Source organism: Martelella lutilitoris (genome assembly GCF_005924265.1).
GTDB lineage: Bacteria > Pseudomonadota > Alphaproteobacteria > Rhizobiales > Rhizobiaceae > Martelella > Martelella lutilitoris.
Genome location: NZ_VCLB01000009.1, coordinates 238,744 through 262,749, shown reverse-complemented (window position 1 = coordinate 262,749; position 24,006 = coordinate 238,744). Strand labels below are relative to the sequence as shown.

The window sequence follows — 24,006 nt, the reverse complement described above, 5'->3', positions numbered from 1 at the left end:
CACAAGAGGGCCGCTGACGCTGACGCGCCGGCGGCCTTTTCTTCGTCATGGGAAAGCAGGAACGATGCTCGATATCAAATGGATTCGCGAAAACCCCGAAGCGCTGGACGCAGCCCTTGCGACGCGCGGCGCCGCGCCGCTTGCGGCGGAGGTTGTCCGACTTGACGAGAAGCGCCGATCCGTTCTCCAGCGCCTGCAGGAAATGCAGTCCCGCCGCAACGCCGCCTCGAAGGAAATCGGCGCGGCGATGGGCAAGAAGGACACCGCGCTTGCCGAAAAGCTGAAGGCCGAGGTCGCGGAGATCAAATCGGCCATGCCGACGCTCGAGGACGAGGAACGCTCGGTCGGCGCTGCCCTCGAAGATCTGCTGTCGGGCATTCCGAACGTCCCGCTCGACGATGTGCCGGTCGGCGAGGACGAGGACGACAACGTCGAAATCCGCAAATGGGGCGAGAAGCCGTCGTGGAACCATACGCCGAAGGAGCACTACGAGATCGGCGAAGCGCTCGGCGGCATGGATTTCGAGCGGGCGGCGAAGCTGTCCGGTTCGCGCTTCACGGTTCTGAGCGGCGCTTTCGCGCGGCTGGAGCGGGCGCTCGGCCAGTTCATGATCGACATGCACACCGAAAAGCATGGCTACAGGGAAGTCAGCCCGCCGCTTCTGGTGCGCGATGCGGCCCTTTATGGCACCGGCCAGCTGCCGAAATTCGCCGAGGACCTGTTCAAGGCGTCCGAAGACCGCTGGATGATCCCGACGGCGGAAGTGCCGCTCACCAATCTCGTCGCCGGCGACATTCTTCCGGCCGAGACGCTGCCGCTGCGTTACACAGCGCTGACATACTGCTTCCGATCGGAGGCGGGCTCTGCCGGCCGCGACACGCGCGGCATGTTGCGCCAGCACCAGTTCCTGAAATGCGAGATGGTGTCGATCACCGACGCCGAGAGCTCGCTTGACGAACTGGAGCGGATGACATCGGCGGCCGAGGACGTGCTGCAGGCGCTTGGCCTGCATTACCGCGTCGTCGCGCTTTCGACCGGGGACATGGGCTTTTCCGCCCGCAAGACCTATGACATCGAGGTCTGGCTTCCCGGACAGGATACCTATCGGGAGATTTCCTCCTGCTCGGTCTGCGGCGATTTCCAGTCCCGCCGGATGAATGCCCGCTACCGGCCGAAAGACGAGAAGGCGACGCGTTTCGTCCATACGCTGAACGGTTCGGGCGTGGCGGTCGGCCGCGCGCTGATCGCCGTCGTCGAGAACTATCTGAACGAAGACGGTTCTGTGACGATCCCGGACGTTCTCGTTCCCTATATGGGCGGCAAGACCAAGATCGAAGCCGGGGAGTGAGCCGCGACCATGCGTATTCTGCTGACCAATGATGACGGCATTCACGGTCCCGGCCTGGCCGTGCTCCAGAAAATCGCGACACAATTGTCGGACGACGTTTGGACCGTTGCGCCGGAGACCGACCAGAGCGGTCTTGCCCATTCGTTGACACTCTCCGAGCCGCTTCGGCTGCGTCAGATGGGCGAAAAGCAGTTCGCCCTGCGCGGCACGCCGACCGACTGCGTCATCATGGCTGCGCGCGAGGTGTTGCCGGAAGCGCCGGATCTGATCCTCTCCGGTATCAATTCCGGCGCCAACATGGCCGATGACGTCACCTATTCCGGCACCATTGCCGCGGCAATCGAGGGCACGCTTCAGGGGGTGAAGTCGATCGCGCTCAGCCAGACCGGGCGTTATGACAATGGCCGCTATTTCCCCTGGGAGGTGGCCGAGCGTCACGCCCTGCCGCTGATTCGCAAACTCCTGCCGCTCGAACTGCCGGAAGGCACGTTCTTCAACGTCAACTTCCCGTGCTGCGCGCCGGAAGACGTCCAGGGCGTGCGGGTGACGACGCAGGGCAAGCTCGAATCGGGTCTTTCGGTTGAAAAACGCACAGACGGGCGCGGTCTGCCCTATTACTGGCTGACCTTCCGCGAGCGGCTGAGCGCCTTTGACCATGACAGCGACCTCAATGCGGTCGGCGAAAACCATGTCTCGGTGACGCCGCTGAAGCTCGACTTGACCGATCATGCGGTTCGCGACAGGATCGCCAAAGCGCTTGCGTAAATGACGAGGTTTGACGGTGGCGACGAAGCTTCAGGAACGTGAGGGATTTGCCGCCATGGTGATGCGGCTGAGAGCGAGCGGCGTCACCAATCTCGATCTCCTCTCCGCCGTGGAGGCTACCCCGCGCACCGCTTTCACGCCCTCGCACATGTCGCCCTATGCCTATTCGGGCCGGTCGATCCCGATCGAATGCGGGGCCTTCATGGAAGGCGCGGATCTTGCCATCCGCCTGATCGATATCCTCAAGGTGAAGCCCGGCCAGCGCGTCCTGGAGGTCGGGACCGGTTCCGGCTACACCGCCGCCATCATGGGGCGGATTGCCGAGCGGGTGCTGAGCGTGGAACGCTATCGCACGCTTGCCGATCTCGCCCGCAAGCGCATGGCGGACCTCGCGCTCAAAAGCGTGGTCGTACGCCAGGCCGATGGCCGCGAGGGCTTGAGCGGTGAGGGGACCTTCGACCGGATCTTCTACACGGTGGCCCTGCCGGAAATTCCGCGCGCCCGCGTCGAGCAGCTTGTCTCCAACGGTGTGATCATGGCCCCGCTGATCCGCGAGGGAGCGCCGCCGCTGATGGTGCGCATGACGCGGATCGGCAGCCGGTTCGAACGTCAGGACCTGTTCGAGGTTCCCTATCTTGCCGCCGAGCGCGGCCTTTCGAAAGCGCTGTAAGGCTCTTCCACGCGGGCCGTTCCGGCCTGCCATGCGTGGCGTCTTTCCGGCTCTCCAATCCCCCTTGAAACTGATTTTCTGCATTGTCGCCCGCGCCTTAACCGCACGGTAACTCTGTTAGGGTTAAAAACGGTGCAGTAAAGAGTTCAAGCGTACAGGGTCGGTTCATGCGTATTTCAGGTGTGCCGGAAGGCGGCAAGGCAACACAGCGTATTCTGTTTGTTTCGGCGCTCGCCATCATGGCGGCAAGCTGCAGTTCACAGAGCGCACGGCTCGGCAGCAACCCCGATACGATGACGACGGGTTCTGTTTCCGGCGTCCCGCAATACCAGCAGATGGTGCCTCCGGAAAATGTCGGAACCGGCGGCTACCAGGCGCTTCCGTCACAGAATTCGGCCGTCGTCAGCCGTCAGCCGATCAACACCGCGACCACCGCAGGTTCCGGCGCACGCATGGCGACGACGCCGGTGGCGGTGCAAAACGGCAGCCTGCCGTCGCCGCAGCCGGTGCAGACCGCGGCCGTGACCCAGCCTGCCAATCCATCGACGACATACAGCCAGCAGCAGCCGGCCGTCGGCGCGCCGAGCAGCTTGCCGTCGCGCACGCAGGATGTCGCCGCCAAACGGGTGATGATCCGCTCCGACGAAACGCTTGCCGCCTTTGCCGCGCGCAACGGCGCCACGGAACAGGATATCCTGCGGCTGAACGGGTTGACGAGCGCCTCGCAGGTGCGCGCGGGCCAGGTGCTGCTCGTGCCGCTGGTCTCCACCCAGTCCTCCGCCGCCAAGGCGACGGCCGAGGCCCAGGGGTTGCCGCCGGCAGCCCCCGTTCCGACGCCGTCCAACGTGCCCGATCAACGCGTCGCCGTGCTGCCGACCACGCCGGGAAGCCGCGAAAAGCAGAGCGCCGGCGCAACCGGCGCCAGCGCGACATCGTCCGCTTCGACCGGCCAGAGCGGTGACGGGCGAATGCCGGCCAGCGGCAATGTCTATACCGTCAAGAGCGGCGACAGCCTCTACACGATCGCCAAGGCCAACGGCGTGACCGTCGATTCGCTGAAGGCGGCCAACGGTTTGACCTCGTCCAATATCCGGATTGGCCAGACGCTGGCCATCCCGACCGGCGGCGCCGCGCCGGCCCAGCCCGTGACCCCGGTGCAGACGGCAGAAAAGCCCGCACCGCAGCAGTCGCAGCAGAAAACCGCTGCCTCGGGCAACCCGAAACCCTATCAGCCGCCGGCGGCCGAGCAGCAGGAGGTTGTCGTTGAAGAAGTCGCAGTGCGCTCCGATGCCGGCGAGGCCGTTCCCGAAGGCACGGGCATTGCCACCTATCGCTGGCCGGTGAAGGGCGCTGTGGTGGTCGGCTTCGGCCAGCCGGACGGCGACGATCTTTCCGAGGGCATCGACATTTCCGTGCCGCAGGGCACGCCGATCAAGGCCGCCGAGAACGGCGTCGTCGTCTATGCCGATGACGGCCTGTCCGACTACGGCAACGCCATCCTCATCCGTCATGATGACGGCCGCGTGACCGTCTACGGCTATGCCGAGGAACTGAAGGTCAAGCGCGGCGACAGCGTCCAGCGCGGCCAGACGATTGCCACCTCCGGCATGACCGGAAGGGCGACGCGCCCCATGGTCCATTTCGAGGTTCGCGACAACACCAAGGCCGTGGACCCGATGCCCTATCTCAACGGTTGATGCCTGGGCAGGGCAGGGTGTCCTGCCCACCCTCTGCCTCAGCCAGCCAGGTGTTTCCTCTGACGCCCCGCGACATCCTGAACGAACTGCCAGGCGACGCGGCCTGATCGGCCGCCGCGCGTCGTCGCCCAGGTCAGCGCTTCGGCGTGCAGCGTGTCCTTGCCGCCTTCAAGCCCGAAATGGGCGGCGTAACCGTCGATCATGGCGAGATAGTCGTCTTGGTTGCATTTGTGGAAGCCGAGCCACAGGCCGAAACGGTCTGACAGCGAGACCTTTTCCTCGACGGCCTCAGACGGGTTGATCGCGGTCGAGCGCTCGTTTTCGATCATGTCGCGCGGCATCAAATGCCGGCGGTTCGAGGTGGCGTAGAGCAGCACGTTTTCCGGCCGGCCTTCTACGCCGCCGTCGAGCGCCGCCTTCAGCGATTTATAGGCCGCGTCGTCGTGATCGAAGGAGAGATCGTCGGTAAATAGCAGAAACCGGTATTGCGACGTCTTGAGAATGTCGAGAAGCGCGCCGAGCGAACCGATATCCTCCCGATAAAGCTCCACCAGCTTCAGCTTCATCGCCGGGTTTTGCGCGATCTCGGCGTGGATCGCTTTTACCAGCGAGGATTTGCCCATGCCGCGCGCGCCCCACAACAACGCATTGTTGGCCGGAAACCCCTCGGCGAAACGCAGCGTGTTTTCATGCAGGATGTCGCGCACATGGTCGACGCCGCGGATCAGGGCGAGGGGAATGCGGCTGGGCGTGATAACCGGCGAGAGGTAGCGCTCCTCCGGCTTCCAGACGAAACAGTCGGCGGCGTCGAGGTCGTTTTCGCGCGGCCTGACCGGTCCCATGCGCTCCAGCGCGTCGGCGAGGCGCCTGACTTCGGCGATCAGCGCGCTTTCTGATGTCTTGTCCAAGTCTGCACTCCCATGACTTTGAAAAAAGAGGCGTTGTGGCGCCCAGCTTTTCGGTTTTTGCCGCGCTTGCAAGGTCGAAATGACGGCAAAATGATCGCTTCGCCCCAAAAACCACCCTTGTTTTTGCGGCTGTTGTTGCATTGAACTGGCCTCCGACTATATACCGGCGACACATCCAAGGGGCATGAGCCCCGTTCATGGTCTGAGGAGTTGTAGACAACATGTTTAGCACGGCTTACGCCCAGGCAGCGGGCGGCGCAGGCGCGATGGGATCGGGTCTCGAAATGATCTTCCTGTTCGTGCCGCTGATGGCGATCTGGTACTTCCTGCTTATTCGTCCGCAGCGGCGTCAGGCCAAGAAGCGCCAGGAAACGCTGGCCGCGATCCGTCGCGGCGATCAGGTGGTCACCGGCGGCGGCATCGTCGGCAAGGTCATCAAGGTGGTCGACGACACCGAACTCGAAGTCGAGATTGCCGAAGGCGTGCGGATCCGGATCATGCGCAGCTATGTGTCCGAAGTTCGCGTCAAGGGCGAGCCGGTCAAGACCGAGGACCCCAAGCCGAAAAGCTGATGCGCATTGAGCCGGCCCGGTATCGCCCAGAAAAAGCGATATTGGGCCGGTAACGCGTCAAGGCATGCCTAACCGGGACTGCACTGTTCCGATCGGCTGGCAGAGAACAGAAAGGGCGATGCCGCAGGGCGTCGCCTGCTTCGTGAAAACCGACGAACCGAGACCTCCATGCTGTATTTTTCCCGTTGGAAGACCTTATTCATCTGGCTTGTTGTGGCGCTTGGGGTGGTGATTGCCACTCCGAACCTGCTCAGCGACCAGCAACTGGCAAAGCTTCCGGGATGGATGCCAGACAGCAAGGTAACCCTGGGCCTCGACCTTCAGGGCGGTTCCTACATCATGCTGCAGGTCGATCGCAGCGACATCGTCACCGACCGCATGAACACGCTGGTCGACGATGTCCGCGCCGATCTGCGCGAGGCGCAGGTGCGCTATACCGGCCTTTCCGGTTCCGGCGAAACGGCGCAGGTGCGCATCACCGATCCGGACCAGTTTGTGACCGCGGAAGAGGCGCTGCAGCCGCTCGCCGATTATGTGAACGCCGGCACGCTGAACGGCGGCACTTTCCAGGAAGTGACCATCGATGACGACGGCAACGGGCTGATCCGGCTTGCGCTCACCGAACAGGGGATCGACTACCGCATGCGCTCGGCCGTGCAGCAGTCGATCGAGGTCATCCGCCGCCGCGTCGACGAACTCGGCACCACCGAGCCGCTGATCCAGCGCCAGGGTGATGACCGCATCATCGTCCAGGTGCCCGGTCTCGATGATCCGCAGCGCCTGAAGGCGCTTTTGAACAAGACGGCGAAGCTGACCTTCCATATGGTCGACACGTCGGTCAATCCGCAGGACGCGATCGAGGGTCGTCCGCCGGCAGGCGACGAAGTGCTTTACTCGATGGACGATCCGCCGGTTCCCTACGTGATCGAGAAGCGCGCGCTTATCTCCGGCGAGGATCTGGTCGATGCCAAGGCTGCCTTCGACCAGCGCACCAACGAGCCGGTCGTGAACTTCCGCTTCGATTCGCGCGGCGCCCAGCGCTTCGCCCAGGCCACCCAGCAGAATGTCGGCCGTCCCTTCGCCATCGTGCTTGACGACCAGATCGTGTCCGCGCCGGTGATCAACGAGCCGATCCTCGGCGGTTCGGGGCAGATCTCGGGCAATTTCACCGTGCAGGGCGCCAATGATCTTGCCGTGCTGCTGCGCGCCGGCGCGCTGCCGGCAACGCTGACCGTGGTCGAGGAGCGCACCGTCGGTCCGAGCCTCGGCGCTGATTCGATCCGCGCCGGCGTTCTCGCCTCCGTCATCGGCGCCGCGCTCGTCGTCGTCTTCATGGTCGCCTTCTACGGCATGTTCGGCGTGGTCGCGAATATCGCGCTGTTCTTCAACATCGTCATGCTGATTGCCCTGTTGAGCGTCATCGGCGCGACGCTGACGCTTCCGGGCATCGCCGGCATCGTGCTGACGATCGGCATGGCGGTCGATTCCAACGTGCTGATCTATGAACGCATCCGCGAGGAGCGCCGGCGCAACGGCCGCAGCGTGGTCCAGTCGGTCGATGCCGGTTTCCGCAAGGCCTTTGCCACCATCATCGACGCCAACCTGACGACGCTGATCGCCGCCGTGATCCTGTTCTTCCTCGGCTCCGGTCCGGTGCGCGGCTTTGCCGTGACGCTTGCCATCGGTATCCTGACCACGATCTTCAGCGCTTTCTATCTGACGCGCTTCATGATTTCCGAATGGGTCCGCCGCCGTCGTCCGAAGGAACTGCCGAAGGGCATCCGCACCGGCATGTTCGACGGGATCAATTTCTCGTTCATGAACTTCCGCAGGATCTCGTTTGCCGCTTCGGCCATTCTGACGGTCGCCTCGGTCGTCGGTTTCGCCACCCACGGGATGAATCTCGGTATTGATTTTACCGGCGGTTCGGTCGTTCAGGTGGAATCGAAATCCGGCCCCGCCGATATCGGCCAGATCCGCTCCGATCTGAACGGCCTCAACATCGGCGCCGTACAGGCTCAGGGCTTCGGTTCCGACAAGGACGTTCTGATCCGCGTTCCGGCGCAGGACGGCGGCGCGAACGCCGAGCAGAGCGCGATTTCCAAAATCCGGACGTCGCTTGAAAGCAGCTATGATTTCGTCCGCGTCGAGGTCGTCGGACCGGTGGTCTCCGGCGAGCTGTCGCGCTCGGCCACGATCGGCGTGCTGGCGTCGCTGATCGCGATCCTGATCTATATCTGGTTCCGCTTCGAATGGCAGTTCGCCGTCGGCGCGATCATCGCGACCGCCCACGACGTGCTCTTGACCATCGGCATCTTCGTGCTCACGGGGGTCGAGTTCAACCTCACCAGTATTGCGGCGGTGCTGACGATCGTCGGCTATTCGCTGAACGATACGGTGGTGGTCTATGACCGCGTGCGCGAGAATCTCAGGCGATACCAGAAGATGCCGCTGCCGGAACTGCTCGACGTCTCGATCAACCATACGCTGTCGCGCACCATCCTGACGGCGCTGACGACGATGCTGGCGCTTGCCGCGCTCTATCTCTTCGGCGGCGAGGTGATCCGCTCCTTTACCTTCGCGATGTTGTTCGGCGTTGCGATCGGCACCTATTCGTCGATCTATATCGCGGCGCCGATCCTGATCGCCTTCAGGCTCCGCCCCGATACCTTCCAGAAGAAGGACGAGGAGAAGAAGGATACGCCACCGGAGGAACACGGAACCGTGACGGGGGTCTGATCTGATGGCGCGTGGCATCGAGATCCGCGAGGCGCATTTTCCGGGAAAGGCGCCGATCGACACTTACGGCAATGGCGGCTTCCGCTTTGCCGACATGTCGCATCGCGGCTCTCTCCTGTGCGTGCCGTCCGGCATTCACGGCTGGGACGTGACCGCGCCCGAGGAGATGAGCATTGCCGCCTTCGAGCGGGTTCTGGACCAGGCCGACGATATCGAGGTTCTGCTGGTCGGAACCGGCCTCGACATGGTGATCCTGCCCAAGCCGTTGCGCGAGGCCTTGCGGGCGAAGAAGATCGTTGCCGATCCGATGAATACCGGGGCGGCGGTCCGGACCTACAATATCCTGCTCGGAGAAGAGCGCGCGGTCGCCGCCGCGCTGATTGCCGTTTGAAGCGAGGAACGGCCTCAACCGCACTGGAGCAAGGCGCGTGACCGATCACGCCGAAACCGAAAGACTTCTGCTTGCCGAACTGCGCGAGGCCGACCGCGACCGCTATCTGGCCGCGCTGCTGTCGCCCGCCGACAAGCGACAGGCCCTCGTCGCGCTCTACCTGTTTAACGCGGAACTGGCCCGGGTGCGCGAGCGCGTGAGCGAGCCTCTGCCGGGAGAAGTCAGGCTGCAATACTGGCGCGACCTGCTGGAGGGGGCCGACCACGGCTCGACGGCGGCGAATCCGACGGCCGCAGCGCTCATCGAAGCGATCGAGACGCATCACCTGCCGCGCGATCCGCTTGTCCGCATGAGCGAGGCGCGGATTTTTGATCTCTACGATGATCCGATGGGCACGACATCTGAATTCGAAGGCTATGCCGGCGAAACGGCCTCGGCGCTGATTCAGCTGGCAAGCCTCGTGCTTGATCCCAAGGCCGCCGCTGCAAGCGCCGCTGCCGCCGGTCATGCCGGCGTGGCGCAGGCCGTCGCCGGTTCGATCCTGCTTCTCCCGCGCCACAGGGCCGCCGGCCAGGTGTTCGTGCCGACGGAAATCCTCGGCGCGACGGGGCTCGATCGAGAGAGCTTCCTGATTGCCAGCGATCGCGAACGGGTCGGCAATGCCGTTCGCGCCTTCGCCGCCTTCGGCCGGTCTCACCTTGAGAAGTTCAGGGCCGAGGGCCCGGTCGCAAAAACACTTGCGCCGGCCTATCTTCCTATGTCAGCCTCGGAGAACATTCTTGTAAAGGCCGAGGCTTTGGGAGAAAATGCGCTGGAACATTCGGTGCGGCCTTCGCAGTGGAAGCGGCAGCTTGCGATGATGCGCTCTTTGCTGTTTCGTAAGTTTTAATAGGTATGTTGAAGCTCTAGCGCAGGCTTGCGGGCCGGTTCCGGCCGATCTCGTGGAATTTTTTCCCTCAGAAGCATTCCCGCGGGACATCGGGCCCCACGCATCGCAACGGGAGAGGAAACTGGCGAATGGAAACTTGGGTATGGCTTCTCGCCGCCGTGGTCGCCGCCATTGTTGCGTATTATTTTTTCGGCCGGACGAAATCGCAAAATTCCGACGGCGGATTTTCGGTCGAGGAAGCCCATGGCTGGGCGCGCCGCGAATTCAACCGCAGCTATCCCGACGAGCGCGTCGCCTCCGTTATCGGCGATACGGAACTTGAGACCTTTTTCCTGAGGCTTTCCGACGGCAAGGTCGGCATGTATCGCTCGCGGCGCGGCAAGGGCCAGGCGATCATCGTCCGGCAGAGCGAATACCGCCTGCGCGCGCTTCCCGAGGCGAACGGCCTCCAGGTCGATTTTCCCGAAAGCGACTTTTTCAGCGGCAATTACCATTTCCTGACCGAGCAGGATGCCGCGGACGTCTCGACCTGGATGCTGAACGCCCGCTGAGCTTTGCCGTTCGGGCCTGTGTCAGGCGTCCAGCCAGGCCTTGCAGGCCTCCAGCGCCCTTCTGGCGACGAGCTGCTTCTTCACCGATGACTTCGCCTTGCCGCGCGGGCGTTTGCCTGTCTCCGGATCGATCAGCGCGCCAGGCTCCAACTCCGGAAACAGGCCGAAATTGATGTTCATCGGCTGGAAGGAGCGTTTTCCGCCTTCCTCCTCGTGTGAGATATGGCCGCCGGTGACGTGGCCGAGAAGCGCGCCGAGCGCGGTCTCCGGCGGCGGCGCGACCGGCGCTTCCCCGAGGCGTTCGGCAGCCGCGAATCGCCCGGCCAGAAGCCCGATGCTGGCGCTTTCTACGTAACCCTCGCAACCCGTGATCTGGCCGGCAAAGCGAAGGCCCGGGCGGCCCTTCAGCGCCAGTGTTCCGTCAAGCAGCGTCGGCGAGTTCAGATAGGTATTGCGGTGCAAGCCCCCGAGGCGGGCGAATTCGGCTTCCTGAAGACCGGGAATCATCTTCAGGACGTCCTTTTGCGCGCCGTAGCGCAGCTTGGTCTGGAAGCCGACCATGTTGTAGAGCGTGCCGAGCGCGTTATCCTGGCGCAGCTGCACCACCGCGTAAGGCTTTTCGCCCGGCTTGTGGGCGTTGGTGAGTCCCATCGGCTTCATCGGCCCGTGGCGCAGCGTCTCGCGGCCGCGCTCGGCCATGATCTCGATCGGCAGGCAGCCATCGAAATAGGGCGTGCCCTCCCATTCCTTGAAGTCCGTCTTGTCGCCGGCGATCAGCGCGTCGATGAAGGCGTTGTATTCCGCCTCGTTCATCGGGCAGTTGATGTAGTCCTTGCCCGTGCCGCCGGGACCCACCTTGTCATAGCGCGACTGATACCAGCAGATATCCATGTCCACCGTGTCGCGGTAGACGATCGGCGCGATGGCGTCGAAGAAAGCGAGCGCTTCCTTGCCCGTCCGCGCGCTGATCGCGTCGGCCAGGGCGGGGGCCGTCAGCGGCCCGGTCGCGATGATCGCCTGGTCCCAGTCCTCCGGCGGCAGCGCGGTGATTTCCTCGCGCACGATCGTAATCAGCGGATGGGCGGCGAGCTTTTCGGTGACGGCGTTTGAAAAACCGTCGCGGTCGACCGCCAGCGCGCCGCCGGCCGGCACCTGGTGCGCATCCGCGCAGGCCATGATCAGCGAGTTGGCCATGCGCATTTCGGCGTGGATGACGCCGACGGCATTGCTGGTCGCATCATCGGAGCGAAAGGAGTTGGAGCAGACGAGTTCGGCAAGGCCGTCGGTCTTGTGGGCCGCCGTCTCGCGCACGCCGCGCATCTCGTGCAGGATCACCGGGATGCCGTAGCTGGCGATCTGCCACGCCGCTTCCGAACCGGCAAGGCCGCCGCCGATGACATGGATGGGGCTCAGTGATGTGCTGGTGTCGGGCATGATCGTTCAAACCGGAAGGTTGGCCGGCTCTTTGACGCCGGCATGTTTCAGTTTATTCTATTCGCCGGAGCGACCGGCGAAACCGGCCCTGCACATGCCAGATCGGCAGCGTCGCGTCGAGAGCCGAATGACGATTTGCGCCGCAAACAAATTTCTCGGAATTTTCTTAGGCCGCCAAAAGTCTGTCACGGTTGACGTTATATGATCGCTGCATCAAAGTTTGCAATCGTCAAGTCGTTGAAAGCGCAGGAAGAACTGCTATGTCGTTAAGGGCGGGGCGCGACGGGCGCTTCGCCAGCGACGCAAAATCCCTCGGTTCGAGAGCCGGAAAATCTCTGCCGCCGCGCTTCGGTTGATTTAGGTCATGTGATCTCAAACCGGTCTGAGGGATATAGCAAATCGATTTAAACGCCAATTTGATTTCGAAAAGGGGAATCGACATGGAACAGATCACGCCTGATGGAGCCCGGAATATTCTGGCGCCCGAAGAACTCGATCTGATGAATAGATACTGGCAGGCGGCCAATTACCTGTCGGTTGGTCAGATCTATCTGATGAACAACCCCCTGCTGAAGGAGCCGCTCGCCGAAGAAGACGTCAAACCGCGCCTGCTCGGCCACTGGGGCACGACGCCGGGCCTGAACTTCATCTATGTTCACCTGAACCGCATCATCAAGAAATACGACGCCAGCACGATCTATATTTGCGGCCCCGGTCACGGCGGTCCCGGGCTGGTGGCCAACGCATATCTCGACGGCACCTATACCGAAGTCTATCCGGAAATCACGGAAGACACGGAAGGCATGCAGAAGCTGTTCAAGCAGTTCTCGTTCCCCGGCGGTATCCCCAGCCACGTTGCGCCCGAAACGCCCGGATCGATCCATGAGGGCGGCGAACTTGGCTATGCCCTGGTCCACGCCTTCGGCGCTGCCTATGACAACCCCGACCTGATCGTTGCCTGCGTCGTCGGCGACGGCGAAGCCGAAACCGGCCCGCTTGCCGCTTCGTGGCATTCGAACAAGTTCCTGAACCCGATCAATGACGGCGCCGTTCTGCCGATCCTCCACCTGAACGGCTACAAGATCGCCAACCCGACCCTGATGGCTCGCATGAGCAAGAAGGACCTGACGGACCTCTTCCAGGGTTACGGCTACGAGCCCTTCTACGTTGAAGGCGACGACCCGGAATACATGCATCAGCGCATGGCCGAGGTCATGGAAGAGTGCTACGCCCGCATCCGCGAGATCCAGTCGGAAGCCCGCGCCGAAGGCACGGTCTACGAAATGCCGCGCTGGCCGATGATCATCCTCCGCAGCCCCAAGGGCTGGACCGGCCCGAAATTCGTCGACAACAAGAAGGTTGAAGACTTCTGGCGTTCGCACCAGGTGCCGATCTCGGAGGCCCGCCAGAACGCCGATCACCGCAGCCAGCTCGAAGACTGGCTGAAGAGCTACGGCCCGGAGAAGCTGTTTGACGAAAACGGCAGACTGATCCCCGAGCTGAAGGCGCTTGCGCCTGAAGGCGACCTGCGCATGAGCGCCAACCCGCACACCAATGGCGGCGTCCTGCGCAAGGAACTGAAGATGCCCGACTTCCGCGAACTCGCGGTGGACGTGACGCAACCGGGCGCCGTGATGACCTCGGCAACCAAGCGTCTCGGCATGCTGCTGCGCGAAGTCATGAAGCTCAACGCCGAAGAGCGTAACTTCCGCCTGATGGGGCCCGACGAAACCGCGTCGAACCGCCTGCAGGACGTCTTCGAAGTCACCGATCGCGTCTGGATGGCCGATATCCTTGACTATGACGAAGGCGTTGCCCGCGACGGCCGCGTCATGGAAGTCCTGAGCGAACATCTTTGCCAGGGCTGGCTGGAAGGCTACCTCCTGACGGGCCGCCATGGTCTGTTCTCGTGCTACGAAGCCTTCATCCACATCATCGACTCGATGTTCAACCAGCATGCAAAGTGGCTGAAGACCACCCAGCACATGGCATGGCGCAAGCCGATCTCGTCGCTGAACTACCTGCTGACCTCGCATGTATGGCGTCAGGACCATAACGGCTTCAGCCATCAGGATCCGGGCTTCATCGACCACGTCGTCAACAAGAAGGCCGACGTCGTCCGCACCTATTTCCCGCCGGATGCCAACACGCTTCTGGTTGTCGGTGACCACATCCTGCGCACCTATAACCGCGTCAACGTGATCGTTGCCGGCAAGCAGCCGCAGCCGCAATGGCTGTCGATCGAGGAAGCCATCGTGCATTGCGACACCGGTCTCGGCGAATGGAAGTGGGCAAGCAACGTTCCGGAAGGCGAAGAGCCCGATGTCGTCATGGCTGCGGCCGGCGACGTCCCGACGCTGGAAATGATGGCCGCCGTCGACATTCTCCGCCAGAAGCTGCCGGAAATGAAGGTCAAGGTCGTCAACGTCGTCGACCTGATGGCCCTGCAGCCGAAGGAAGAGCATCCGCACGGCATCCGCGACGTGGACTTCGATGCGCTCTTCACCGAGAACAAGCCGGTCATCTTCGCCTATCACGGCTATCCCTGGCTCATTCACCGCCTGGCCTATCGCCGTCACAACCACAACAACATCCACGTTCGTGGTTATGTTGAAGAGGGAACGACGACGACGCCGTTCGACATGGTTGTCCAGAACCGCCTCGACCGCTACCATCTGGCGATGGATGCGATCGAACGTGCCGGCGGATTTGGTGAAAGAGGTGCGGCCGCATTGAACTATCTCAAGGAAATGCGCGCCAAACACCACGATTATGTCCGCGAGCATGGTCAAGACATGCCGGAGATTCTCGATTGGAAATGGCCTTATCCCAAGGGCTGATCCAATTTTCTGAAGCCTCGCGCACCGCCTTCTCCCAGGGCGGTGCGCATACCATTTCTGGATAGCGATTATGAATGGCACAGTACTGGCATTGAATGCCGGATCATCCAGCCTCAAATTCCGTCTTTACGAAGTCGAGGGTGATCATTTTTCTCTTGTTCTGCGCGGTCAGTTCGACGGCGTGAACGAAAACCCCCGCCTCGTGGTCAAGGAGGCCGGCGGCAAGGAAATCTGCAATATGGATCTCGAGATCGGGGAACATATGCAGGAAGACATGCTTGAGCGCATTTTCGGCGTCATCAAGCCCTACACCGTAAACAGCCCGCTGCAGGCCGTCGGCCACAGGGTTCTGCATGGTGGCGGACGGTTCGCCGATCCGGTGCTGCTGGACGACGAGATCGTTTCCTATCTCGAAACGCTGATCCCGATGGGCCCGCTGCACCAGCCGGCAAACCTCGCCTCGATCAAGCTTTTCCGTCGCATCCGTCCTGACCTCCCGCAGGTCGCATGCTTCGACACCGCCTTCCACGTCAATATCGACGAGCGCGCCGCGCGCTACCCGATTCCGCTGGAATATGAGGCCAAGGGGTACCGCCGCTTCGGTTTCCACGGCCTGTCCTACACCTATATCGCCGATCGCCTGCGCGAGATCTCGGAATATCTGGTCAAGAAGCGCACCGTCGTTGCTCATCTCGGCAGCGGTTCCTCCATGTGCGCCATGCGCAACGGCAAGGCCATCGACACCACGATGGGCCTGACGCCGCTCGGCGGCCTGATGATGGGCACGCGTTCGGGCACGGTCGATCCGGGCCTGGTTCTCACTCTGATGGAGGCCGAAAACCTGTCGCCGGCCGAAATCAAGAACATGCTCTACTACAAGTCCGGCCTGCTCGGCGTCTCCGGCATTTCCGGCGACCTGCGCGTGCTGATGGAAAGCGACGACCCGAATGCCAAGAAGGCGATCGATCTCTTCGTCTTCCGCGCCTGCCGCGAACTGTCGATCATGGTCGCCACCATGGAAGGCATGGAATCGCTGGTCTTCAGCGCCGGCATCGGCGAGAACTCGCCGGTCATCCGCAAGATGATCTGCGACCGTCTCGGCTGGCTCGGCGTCCAACTGGATGACGATGCGAACAATGCCAGCGCGGAGATCATTTCCTGCCCGGAAAGCCGCGTGGAAGTGCGCGTCATCCCGACGGACGAGGAAATCGTTCTGGCCCGCCAGACCGCCCGCGTCGTTGGCGAAGCCGCCAAGGCCGGCAAGGTTCCCGCCTTCGCCTGAGCGATCAGAGACGTTTTGTTGCAAATGGAATGCCCGTGCGAAAGCGCGGGCATTTTCATGTTCCGCGGCGGGCTTCGATCAGGCGCGTGCCCTGAAGGGCGATCAGGATGACCGCGACGCCGAGGAAGATGCGGGGCGGGGGCACCTCGCCGAAGAAGAAGAAACCGGCGGCGGCGGCGAAGAACACCGAGAGATAGCCGAACGGAGCGAGCAGGCTCGCATCGCTCTTCTGGTAGGCCTTCAGCCAGCAATATTGGCCGGCCTGCGCCAGAATGCCGATCAGCGCCAGCACCGGCCAATGGGAAAGCGGTACGGGCTGCCAGACAAAGGCGGCGGGCAGGCCGGTCAGCAGCACGAGGCCGAGCGTATAGAAAGTCATCATCACGATCGTGCTTTCCTCCGCCAGGCGCCGGGTCTGGATGGTCGCCATGGCGCCGAAGAGGATGCTGGCGAGCACCACGAGGAGGCCCGGATTGAGGTCGATTTCGTCAGGGGAGACGATGATCAGCGCGCCGCCGAAGGCGATGGCCGCGCCAAGCCAGCGCAGCCGGCCGACGCGCTCGCCGAGTAGAAGCGCGGCAAGGCCCATGGTCACCAGCGGCCGGGTGAAGCCGAGCGCGTTGACCATCACCAGCGGCAGCATGGCGAAGGCGAGGAAGTTCGCGGTGAGCGCGATGGCATTGCAGGTCACGCGAAAGGCGTTGCGCAGCGGATAGCGCATCGTCTTCAGCGCCGCGCGGTTCTTCACGATCATCGGCAGGATGAAGACAAGGCCGATCAGCGCCCGGATGAAGACGAGCTGGATGGCCGGATAGGCGACGCTGTTGGCCTTCACCAGCGCGCTCATGAAGGTCACCAGCGTCATGTCCGCCATCAGCCAGGCGATACCCTGGCCGGCTGTGCTCTTTGTTTCTTCCTTTGATGCCCCGGCGCTCACAGCGTCATGCCGGCTGCACCAGATTGGCCATCAGGCGGAAGGCGCCGGGGATGAGCCGGTCCATCTGGTGGTGGAGCACGAGGCTGGTGTGGGTATGCCGGCCCTTGCCGACTTTGGCCGAAACGAGCGCGCCCGTCAGCGGCTTTTCATCCGCGTCATGCATGGCAAGAAGCGGTTCATAGGCATCGTCCCACGCGGCAGCGAAATACAGCCCGCGCTCCTTGTGCCAGCCCGCCCAGTCATCTGACGTAATCCGGTTCGGGCCATTCAGCAGCGGGTGGTCGGTAGCCAGGACCTCGACTTCGGCATTGGGGTTGGTCACGCGCCAGCGCAGCGATGGCGAGCCGATCTTGAGATAGAGCGGCGGCGTTGTCTCAGGCGACCAGCCATCGGAGGGGCGGTGGTAGAGCGTCACCAGATGGCCGCCATCTTCAACGAAGCGATGGAGCTTCGTTGTCGCAGCGGCAAGGTCCGGACGGGTGCCGAAGGCGAAGATGCCGATGACGATCGTGGTGAAGCCGGAGAGGTCGCCGGAAAGCGCCGCCGCGTCAAGCTCGGCGACATCGAGCCCCATGCGTTTCAGCGAGACGAAGACATTGTCCGCGCCGCCGCCGACATAGCCGATTTTCGCGCCTTCTGGCAGGGCGAGATCGAGGGTGAGAACACTCAGAACCTCCGGTCTTACGAAGCGGTTGCGGCCGATATGGGGATAGGCGAAGGAGGTAATATTGGCGGCAGGATGGCCGTCGATTTCCGGGATGATCTGCGCGAGGCCGGGCGCTGCCTGCCGCGGCAGGTCGAGGCGAAAATGCGCGTCCGTTCCGTTCACCCGAAACCCTTCAGGCGCGTTGAACTGAATTGTGAGGTTCGGGTCATCGCTTTCAGCGATGAATGAAAAATCATGGTTAAAATTCTGTATTGGAACGATAAATGCGTTCGGTTTCAGGGTGAGAGAATGGGCCGGAACGACAGGCAAGGCCGTTTCGAGGTCGAAATGACCCGCAGCCTTGCGGCCTGAAATTTCAGTTTCAAGCCGCACCGAGACGGGACCATTGCCGCCGAGCGACGACCAGAGCGGCGGATACTGGTTGGTCAAGGGCGCATCGTCGGCGATGGCAAGGGGGAAGCGGAAGATGCCGGCCTTCGTCCGAGGCTCTGACGCGGTGACGCCGCGCGGCAGAAGCGGCGTTACGGTTGCCGCCGCGCCGGCATCCTCGCTGAGAATGACGGTCAGCGTGGAGGTGCCGCCCGGCGTCAGGCATTCGGCCTCGCCATAGGCGCGTTCGAACAGTGCCGCAGCTTCCAGGAGCGCCGCATCGATCTCGGCGAGCTTGCGGGTGAGCCTGTGGCCCTGGCTTTCGATGAAGCTTTCGGGCGCGGCATTGAGCGCGGCCTCGATCGTGCCTGCGGCGGAAACGAGGCTGCGGGTCACGGCCTCGCGATCGGGAAAGGCGGCGATCGCCGCAGCGATCGCGGCATCGGCCGTCACGAGATCACCTGTGAGCGTCTCGGCCTCGCCGACGCAGAGATCGGCCAGCGTGTTCGGCAGCCCGTCGAGGATTGTCTCCTCCGGCGTGCTGCCATCGGGCCCGAGCCGCAGGTGCAACTGCCATGCATGGTCCGGCCGTTCCGGCCACCAGCCCATGCCCTGCGAGGCGTGGTAATAGCGCGACCATTCGCCGATGCGGTCATAATCGGCGCCGGTTGCCGGGTCGCGGCCCTTGGCGGTGACGGTCACCGTGGCAGGGGGCGGGGGCAGGTCATCATCATAGGTGCCGCCGCCGCCAGACCATGCGGGGAGGTAGTATTTTGCGACGCGCCAAGGCTTCAGGCCCTCGGCAAAGTGTTCAGGGTAAGCGGTTTCGTCGGCGGCAAGGCGGATCGCGGTCTCGGCGGCGCGCGTCATGGCGCGGTGGTGGCCGTGCTGGCCGGGCACGTCTAGGAAGGTCGGGATGACGATATCGGGGCGTTCGGCCCGATAGGCGCGCACGAGGCGCTCGACGATCCGCTCCTCGCCCCAGCGGGCGAAGGTGGCGTCGCCATCCTTGGAAAAGCCGAAATCATGCACCGGGTCGTCCGGCCCATGGCCCAGCCAGTGGATATCGGCATCGAGCGCGCGGGCGGCTTCCTCCATCTCGCGGGTTCGAAGCACGCCGAGCGCGCCGATGCGCTCGGGGCCTAGAACGTTCTGTCCGCCTTCGCCGCGCGTCGAGCAACCGACGATCACCCGCATGCCGAGCCCGAACCGGAACCATGCCAGCAGGCCGGACTGTTCGTCGTCGGGATGCGCGCCCGTGTTCATCATCGTCACCGGCGATTTCAGCCGCGAGAGCGCCCGGTGAAGGCGGACAAGCGATGATGAGGCCATTTCCTGTTCGATGCGCTGGCGCGACGTGAGCATGTCATTCCCCGTTATTTTGATTTCTCGGTTTCGTGGTCTCAGGCCACCTGCTGGTCGGGCGGCGATGTTTCGAGTTTCGGCGTCAGAATTTCGAAGAGCGGCAGGGCGGCGGCGCCGAGGGCGGCGGTGTATTGCCCCGTCTGGCCGCGCATGACGCGCGCCTGGCTGCGGTTCGAGCGCGCGGCAACGGAGGGCGGCAGCGGCGGCATGCGCGCAATCAGGGCGTCCATGACGGCGTCCGAAAAGGCGCCGCTCAGAATGATGGTTTCCGGATCGAAGATGTTTTCAAGCAGGCCGATAACGGTGGAGAGATGCGAGGCCGCTTCGCCAAGCCATTCTTCGACGATTGGATCAGAATCCGTGAAAAGCGATTCTATTTCATAGACTTGAGGTCGTTGTCTGCCATTGTTGTCGAGCCGCTCATGCAAAGCATGAAGCGAGGCGTAGCGTTCCAGGCAGCCATGCTGGCCGCAGGGACACGGCCTGCCGCCGGGCACGACCGGCACATGGCCGATCTCGCCGGCATTGCCGAAGGCGCCGCGATAGGGCGCGCCGTCCTGGATCATGCCAAGGCCGATGCCGGTGCCGAAATAGAGCATGCAGAAGTGGGAGATCGCGTGGCCGGCGCCGAACAGCCGCTCGGCAACGGCGGCGGCGGCGGCATCGTTTTCCAGCGTGACGTCCACGCCGCAGGCGGTCTCGAGTGCCGCCTTCACATCGATGCCGCTCCAGCCGGGAAGGGTTGTCGGGCCGACAAAGCTCATGCCCTCGATGCCGAACGGACCGGGCATCACCACGCCGACGCCGAGGAGCGGGGCCTCGACCGATTTGCGGGCGCGTTCCACCTCAAGAGCGAAGACGGGCAGGGTGCGTTCCGGCGTGGTGTCGGTAAGCGGCACGATTCGCTTGTAGCGCAGCACCCCGGTCAGATCGAGCACGGTGACGACCATTTGGTCGGTCGCGATCTCGACGCCGATCGTGGCGGCGCCTTCAGGGTTGACGGCGAACTGGATGGGCGGCTGGCCGCGTCCCGTGCGCCTTCTGCCCGTGGACATCAGCAGGTTTTCACCGACGAGGTCATCGACGATGTTCGCGACGGCCTGCGCCGTCAGATGCGTGCGCCGGGCGATCTCCATGCGGCCCAGCATGCCGTGCTGGCGCACCAGATCCAGGACGACCCGACGGTTGTGTTCCCTGTTGCGTTCCGGGTTGTTGCCGATGGCCGAAGGGGCGCGTGTCTTCTCGTTCATGTCCGTCCGCTTTCCGATGGTCTCAGTCTGGGGCCGGTCCCTTCTACCGTCAATATAATAATTCAACTAGATTATCTTATTGACAAAGTCCCGATGTCACGCGACCGTAATGAAGAGACACCGGCAAAAGGTGTCCGGAGGCGCAAGCGCGCCGGAATAAAAGCAAACACTGGGCCGCCGCGTTGGGCGGGCGGCCTTTCGGGAACAAGAAAAGCCCCGGACGCGGTGGGACGCCGCACATGGGGAAGTGGAGATTTCAATGCGCAAGGCACTTCTGCTCGCCGGCCTGATGTCCGGCATCAGCATGTTCTCGGTCAATCCGGCGAATGCCGTCGAGATCGAGTACTGGCAGTATATCTACGAGACCCGCGTCAACGCGATGGACCAGCTGATCGAGAATTTCGAGGCGGCCAATCCGGATATCACCGTCAAGCAGGTCAACTTTCCCTATGCGGACTACCAGACCCGCATCGTCGCCGCCAACATGGCCGGCAAGGGCCCGGATGTGATGCAGCTTTTCTATGGCTGGCTGGACAAGTTCGTCGCCGGCGGCCTTTTGCAGCCGCTGCCCGAGGACGCATTCCCGCATGACCAGATCGAGAGCGAATTCTTTCCGATCGTGACCGCGATGAAGCGCGACGGCGAATATTATGGCCTGCCGACGGCCGTGCGCTCGCTGGCGCTGTTCTACAACAAGAAGCTTTTCGAGGAGAACGGCCTCGATCCGGAAAATCCGCCGCAGACGCTGGATGAACTGGTGGCCGCCGGCAAGGCGATCGCCAAGTTCGACGATGCCGGAAACATGGTGACGGAGGGCATGACGCTGGACATGGCCGGCCAGGACCATCAGTGGTGGCGCGAAGTGCTGGTGCGCCAGTTCGGCGGCGTGCCCTATGAGGACGACTACCGCAAGGTGACCTATGACAGCCCGGAAGGCACCGAGGCGCTGGAATTCTACACCGGCCTGCAGATGAACGAGAAAATCGGCCAGTCCGGCTTCATGGATGAAGGCCAGGCCGCCTTCCGCGCCGGCAAGGCGGGCATGACCATCGACGGCACCTTCCGTCTCGGCTCCTTCAGCCAGATCGAGGACTTCGACTGGGCCGTGACCGAACTGCCGGCCAATGCCGATGGCATGCGCTCCAACTATTCGAGCTATTTCGCAAACGGCATCGGCGCCAAGGTCAAGGGCGAGGAGCTCGAGGTAGCGGAAAAGTTCCTGACCTATCTGACCTCGCCGGAAGCCATGAGCATCTGGCTCGACGTGGTCGGCGAACTGCCCGCACGGCGCGCCGTTGCTTTGACGGACGAGAATACCTCGAACCCGATCTACGGCCCCTTCCTCAAGGGTCTCGACTATGCCCACACCACGCTGTTCGTGGATGAGGCCGCCCAGCGCCAGGTTGCCATCGACATGGTCAACCGCGTGATCCTGAACGGCCAGTCGCCCGCCGACAGCATCAAGGAAGCGGCCGAGGAAGAACAGGCCATCATCGACGACGCGATGTAAGCCGGATCGAGCCGATGTCCTTACAGGCTGATAACACCAAAGGGGCGGCCGCCGGCCGCCCCGAAGGCGGCGGCTTTGCCGACCGTTTCTCCATGCACACCAAGCGCCTTGTCTGGGTCTGGACCTTCCTGGCGCTGCCCGTGCTGTTTTACAGCGTCATCCGGTTCTACCCGACGCTCGACGCCTTCCGGCTGTCGCTGACGGACTGGAATCTGATGCGTCCGCCGAAATTCATCGGCTTTGAGAATTATAGCAAGCTTTTTGCCGATCCGGATTTCTGGCAGGTGTTCAAGAACACCTTCGCCTATCTGATCTTCGGCACGCCGATCTCGTTGGTGCTGTCCTTCACCATCGCCTTCTTTCTCGATCGCGTGCGCTTCGGCCACGGCCTCATTCGCGCGCTCTATTTCATGCCGTTCCTGACGACGGCCGCGGCCATGGCCTGGGTCTGGCGCTGGTTCTACCAGCCGGCCCCGATCGGCGTGATCAACGACGTGCTTGCCGCTCTCGGCCTGCCGCAGCAGCCATTCCTGCGCTCGACCACCCAGGCGCTGCCCTCGATCATGGTGACGGCCATCTGGGCCGGTCTCGGCTTCCAGATCATCATCTTCATGGCGGGGCTCCGTGCCATTCCGACGACCTTCTACGAAGCCGCGCGGATCGACGGTCTCGGCGAATGGGCGATCCTGCGCAAGATCACGCTGCCGCTCCTGAAGCCCACCACCGTGTTTCTGGTCGTGCTGTCCTCCATCGGCTTCCTGAGGATATTCGACCAGGTCTACAACATGACCACGAATGATCCGGGCGGGCCGCTCGGCACCACCAAGCCGCTCGTGCTGATGATCTACCAGTCGGCCTTTTCCTCCTACCAGATGGGCTACGCCGCGGCGCAGACCGTGGTTCTCTTCCTCATTCTCCTCGTCATTTCGCTGCTGCAGCTCTGGATCCTGAGGGACAAGTCATGACCGAACTTCGCCACGAGGACGCGGTCTCGCGTTACAAACCGAAGGTGCGGCCGGGCAGGGTGCTGATGTGGACGCTGCTGTTTATCGGCGGCCTCGTCATGATCACGCCGCTTCTGTTCATGTTCTCCACATCGCTGAAGCCCGCGAGCCAGGTCTATGACCTGCGGCTGATCCCGCAGGACCCGACACTCTCGAACTATGTGAAGGTTCTGACGACCACCGGCTTTGGCCGCTGGTTCTTCAACTCGCTGCTGGTCGCCACCATCGTCACCTGTTCCAACGTGTTCTTCGACAGCCTTGTCGGCTACACGCTGGCGAAATTCCGCTTTCGCGGTCGTCGTTTCATCTTCCTCGCCATCCTCTCGACACTGATGATCCCGACGGAAATGCTGGTGATCCCGTGGTATCTGATGTCGGCCAATTTTGGCTGGCTCGACAGCTATTGGGGCATCATGTTTCCGGGCATGATGACCGGCTTCGGCACCTTCCTGATGCGCCAGTTCTTCGAGGGCGTGCCGGATGACTTCATGGAAGCCGCCCGCATCGACGGCATGAACGAGTTCGTTATCTGGTGGAAGATCGCCATGCCGCTTGTCGCGCCCGCGCTCTCCGCGCTTGCCATCTTCACCTTCCTCGGCAACTGGACCGCCTTCTTCTGGCCGCTGATCGTCACCACCTCGAGCGAGCTCTATACGCTGCCCGTCGGTCTTTCGAGCTTTGCCGTGGAAGCCGCGATTCAGTGGGAGATGATCATGACCGGGGCGGCGCTGGCGACCATACCGACGCTTCTCGTCTTCCTCATCTTCCAGCGCTATATCGTGCGCGGCGTGATGCTGGCGGGCGTCAAGGGATAGACC

General features: G+C 62.9%; 19 protein-coding genes. 14 read left to right on the top strand and 5 right to left on the bottom strand.

Annotated elements, in window-relative coordinates; translation table 11 throughout:
• Nucleotides 1-64: 64 nt before the first annotated feature.
• The 4 genes from serS to FF124_RS17360 all read left to right on the top strand — a co-directional run bounded on the left by serS (nucleotide 65) and on the right by FF124_RS17360 (nucleotide 4,480).
• A complete protein-coding gene (gene serS, locus FF124_RS17375) occupies nucleotides 65-1,348 on the top strand; it encodes a serine--tRNA ligase (RefSeq protein WP_138749739.1) in 1,284 nt (427 codons plus the stop codon).
• A gap of 9 nt (nucleotides 1,349-1,357) precedes the next feature.
• The gene (surE, locus tag FF124_RS17370; protein WP_138749738.1) at nucleotides 1,358-2,113 is read left to right on the top strand and encodes a 5'/3'-nucleotidase SurE; all 756 of its coding nucleotides are present in this window, start codon (nucleotides 1,358-1,360) and stop codon (nucleotides 2,111-2,113) included.
• A 16-nt stretch (nucleotides 2,114-2,129) separates the two neighbouring features.
• A complete protein-coding gene (locus FF124_RS17365) occupies nucleotides 2,130-2,783 on the top strand; it encodes a protein-L-isoaspartate(D-aspartate) O-methyltransferase (RefSeq protein ID WP_138749737.1) in 654 nt (217 codons plus the stop codon).
• A 167-nt stretch (nucleotides 2,784-2,950) separates the two neighbouring features.
• Nucleotides 2,951-4,480 carry a peptidoglycan DD-metalloendopeptidase family protein gene (locus tag FF124_RS17360; protein WP_138749736.1) on the top strand — a complete coding sequence of 510 codons (1,530 nt, stop codon included), beginning with the start codon at nucleotides 2,951-2,953 and terminating at the stop codon, nucleotides 4,478-4,480.
• A 38-nt stretch (nucleotides 4,481-4,518) separates the two neighbouring features.
• Here FF124_RS17360 and FF124_RS17355 read toward each other — a convergent pair whose 3' ends face one another.
• Nucleotides 4,519-5,388, bottom strand: coding sequence for an ATP-binding protein (locus FF124_RS17355; protein WP_246072520.1), 870 nt, complete (start codon nucleotides 5,386-5,388; stop codon nucleotides 4,519-4,521).
• Nucleotides 5,389-5,609: 221 nt separating this feature from the next.
• On the opposite strand from FF124_RS17355, the gene yajC reads away from it, so the two are divergent.
• The 5 genes from yajC to FF124_RS17330 all read left to right on the top strand — a co-directional run bounded on the left by yajC (nucleotide 5,610) and on the right by FF124_RS17330 (nucleotide 10,530).
• Nucleotides 5,610-5,960: a preprotein translocase subunit YajC gene (yajC, locus tag FF124_RS17350; protein WP_138749734.1), complete on the top strand. Its 351-nt coding sequence runs from the start codon at nucleotides 5,610-5,612 to the stop codon at nucleotides 5,958-5,960.
• 168 nt (nucleotides 5,961-6,128) lie between these two features.
• Nucleotides 6,129-8,699: a protein translocase subunit SecDF gene (gene secDF / locus FF124_RS17345; RefSeq protein ID WP_138749733.1), complete on the top strand. Its 2,571-nt coding sequence runs from the start codon at nucleotides 6,129-6,131 to the stop codon at nucleotides 8,697-8,699.
• Nucleotides 8,700-8,703: 4 nt separating this feature from the next.
• Nucleotides 8,704-9,090 carry an Mth938-like domain-containing protein gene (locus FF124_RS17340; RefSeq protein WP_138749732.1) on the top strand — a complete coding sequence of 129 codons (387 nt, stop codon included), beginning with the start codon at nucleotides 8,704-8,706 and terminating at the stop codon, nucleotides 9,088-9,090.
• A gap of 37 nt (nucleotides 9,091-9,127) precedes the next feature.
• Nucleotides 9,128-9,979 carry a phytoene/squalene synthase family protein gene (locus tag FF124_RS17335; RefSeq protein ID WP_138749731.1) on the top strand — a complete coding sequence of 284 codons (852 nt, stop codon included), beginning with the start codon at nucleotides 9,128-9,130 and terminating at the stop codon, nucleotides 9,977-9,979.
• A gap of 128 nt (nucleotides 9,980-10,107) precedes the next feature.
• Nucleotides 10,108-10,530, top strand: a complete 423-nt coding sequence (locus FF124_RS17330; protein WP_138749730.1) for a hypothetical protein — start codon at nucleotides 10,108-10,110, stop codon at nucleotides 10,528-10,530.
• 21 nt (nucleotides 10,531-10,551) lie between these two features.
• On the opposite strand, the gene trmFO is transcribed toward FF124_RS17330, so the two are convergent.
• Nucleotides 10,552-11,964 carry a methylenetetrahydrofolate--tRNA-(uracil(54)-C(5))-methyltransferase (FADH(2)-oxidizing) TrmFO gene (gene trmFO / locus FF124_RS17325; RefSeq protein WP_138749729.1) on the bottom strand — a complete coding sequence of 471 codons (1,413 nt, stop codon included), beginning with the start codon at nucleotides 11,962-11,964 and terminating at the stop codon, nucleotides 10,552-10,554.
• Between the two features lie 440 nt (nucleotides 11,965-12,404).
• Between trmFO and FF124_RS17320 the strand changes: the two genes are divergently transcribed.
• Both FF124_RS17320 and FF124_RS17315 read left to right on the top strand, forming a co-directional pair.
• Nucleotides 12,405-14,804 carry a phosphoketolase family protein gene (locus tag FF124_RS17320; RefSeq protein WP_138749728.1) on the top strand — a complete coding sequence of 800 codons (2,400 nt, stop codon included), beginning with the start codon at nucleotides 12,405-12,407 and terminating at the stop codon, nucleotides 14,802-14,804.
• A 70-nt stretch (nucleotides 14,805-14,874) separates the two neighbouring features.
• Nucleotides 14,875-16,086 carry an acetate/propionate family kinase gene (locus FF124_RS17315; protein WP_138749727.1) on the top strand — a complete coding sequence of 404 codons (1,212 nt, stop codon included), beginning with the start codon at nucleotides 14,875-14,877 and terminating at the stop codon, nucleotides 16,084-16,086.
• A 55-nt stretch (nucleotides 16,087-16,141) separates the two neighbouring features.
• On the opposite strand, the gene FF124_RS17310 is transcribed toward FF124_RS17315, so the two are convergent.
• From FF124_RS17310 to FF124_RS17300, 3 genes are read right to left on the bottom strand one after another with little or no spacing between them, the layout of a single operon-like run.
• Nucleotides 16,142-17,023, bottom strand: coding sequence for a DMT family transporter (locus FF124_RS17310; protein ID WP_281285281.1), 882 nt, complete (start codon nucleotides 17,021-17,023; stop codon nucleotides 16,142-16,144).
• Nucleotides 17,024-17,027: 4 nt separating this feature from the next.
• A complete protein-coding gene (locus FF124_RS17305; RefSeq protein WP_138749725.1) occupies nucleotides 17,028-19,424 on the bottom strand; it encodes a PIG-L family deacetylase in 2,397 nt (798 codons plus the stop codon).
• A gap of 38 nt (nucleotides 19,425-19,462) precedes the next feature.
• The gene (locus FF124_RS17300) at nucleotides 19,463-20,674 is read right to left on the bottom strand and encodes an ROK family transcriptional regulator (protein WP_138749724.1); all 1,212 of its coding nucleotides are present in this window, start codon (nucleotides 20,672-20,674) and stop codon (nucleotides 19,463-19,465) included.
• A gap of 259 nt (nucleotides 20,675-20,933) precedes the next feature.
• On the opposite strand from FF124_RS17300, the gene FF124_RS17295 reads away from it, so the two are divergent.
• The 3 genes from FF124_RS17295 to FF124_RS17285 are packed head-to-tail and all read left to right on the top strand — an operon-like array spanning nucleotide 20,934 to nucleotide 24,003.
• Nucleotides 20,934-22,184 carry a sugar ABC transporter substrate-binding protein gene (locus FF124_RS17295; protein WP_138749723.1) on the top strand — a complete coding sequence of 417 codons (1,251 nt, stop codon included), beginning with the start codon at nucleotides 20,934-20,936 and terminating at the stop codon, nucleotides 22,182-22,184.
• 14 nt (nucleotides 22,185-22,198) lie between these two features.
• Complete coding sequence (locus FF124_RS17290; protein ID WP_138749722.1) at nucleotides 22,199-23,149, top strand: carbohydrate ABC transporter permease; 951 nt, start codon at nucleotides 22,199-22,201, stop codon at nucleotides 23,147-23,149.
• Nucleotides 23,146-24,003, top strand: a complete 858-nt coding sequence (locus FF124_RS17285; RefSeq protein WP_138749721.1) for a carbohydrate ABC transporter permease — start codon at nucleotides 23,146-23,148, stop codon at nucleotides 24,001-24,003. The genes FF124_RS17290 and FF124_RS17285 overlap by 4 nt, the downstream gene beginning before the upstream one ends.
• Nucleotides 24,004-24,006: the final 3 nt, after the last annotated feature.

Excerpts from the sequence above, each read along its gene's own strand:
- serS (WP_138749739.1), top strand. The coding sequence starts at position 65 with ATGCTCGATATCAAATGGATTCGCGAAAACCCCGAAGCGCTGGACGCA.
- surE (WP_138749738.1), top strand. The coding sequence starts at position 1,358 with ATGCGTATTCTGCTGACCAATGATGACGGCATTCACGGTCCCGGCCTG.
- FF124_RS17360 (WP_138749736.1), top strand. The coding sequence starts at position 2,951 with ATGCGTATTTCAGGTGTGCCGGAAGGCGGCAAGGCAACACAGCGTATT.
- yajC (WP_138749734.1), top strand. The coding sequence starts at position 5,610 with ATGTTTAGCACGGCTTACGCCCAGGCAGCGGGCGGCGCAGGCGCGATG.
- secDF (WP_138749733.1), top strand. The coding sequence starts at position 6,129 with ATGCTGTATTTTTCCCGTTGGAAGACCTTATTCATCTGGCTTGTTGTG.
- FF124_RS17340 (WP_138749732.1), top strand. The coding sequence starts at position 8,704 with ATGGCGCGTGGCATCGAGATCCGCGAGGCGCATTTTCCGGGAAAGGCG.
- FF124_RS17330 (WP_138749730.1), top strand. The coding sequence starts at position 10,108 with ATGGAAACTTGGGTATGGCTTCTCGCCGCCGTGGTCGCCGCCATTGTT.
- trmFO (WP_138749729.1), bottom strand. The coding sequence starts at position 11,964 with ATGCCCGACACCAGCACATCACTGAGCCCCATCCATGTCATCGGCGGC.
- FF124_RS17320 (WP_138749728.1), top strand. The coding sequence starts at position 12,405 with ATGGAACAGATCACGCCTGATGGAGCCCGGAATATTCTGGCGCCCGAA.
- FF124_RS17315 (WP_138749727.1), top strand. The coding sequence starts at position 14,875 with ATGAATGGCACAGTACTGGCATTGAATGCCGGATCATCCAGCCTCAAA.
- FF124_RS17305 (WP_138749725.1), bottom strand. The coding sequence starts at position 19,424 with ATGCTCACGTCGCGCCAGCGCATCGAACAGGAAATGGCCTCATCATCG.
- FF124_RS17300 (WP_138749724.1), bottom strand. The coding sequence starts at position 20,674 with ATGAACGAGAAGACACGCGCCCCTTCGGCCATCGGCAACAACCCGGAA.
- FF124_RS17295 (WP_138749723.1), top strand. The coding sequence starts at position 20,934 with ATGCGCAAGGCACTTCTGCTCGCCGGCCTGATGTCCGGCATCAGCATG.
- FF124_RS17290 (WP_138749722.1), top strand. The coding sequence starts at position 22,199 with ATGTCCTTACAGGCTGATAACACCAAAGGGGCGGCCGCCGGCCGCCCC.
- FF124_RS17285 (WP_138749721.1), top strand. The coding sequence starts at position 23,146 with ATGACCGAACTTCGCCACGAGGACGCGGTCTCGCGTTACAAACCGAAG.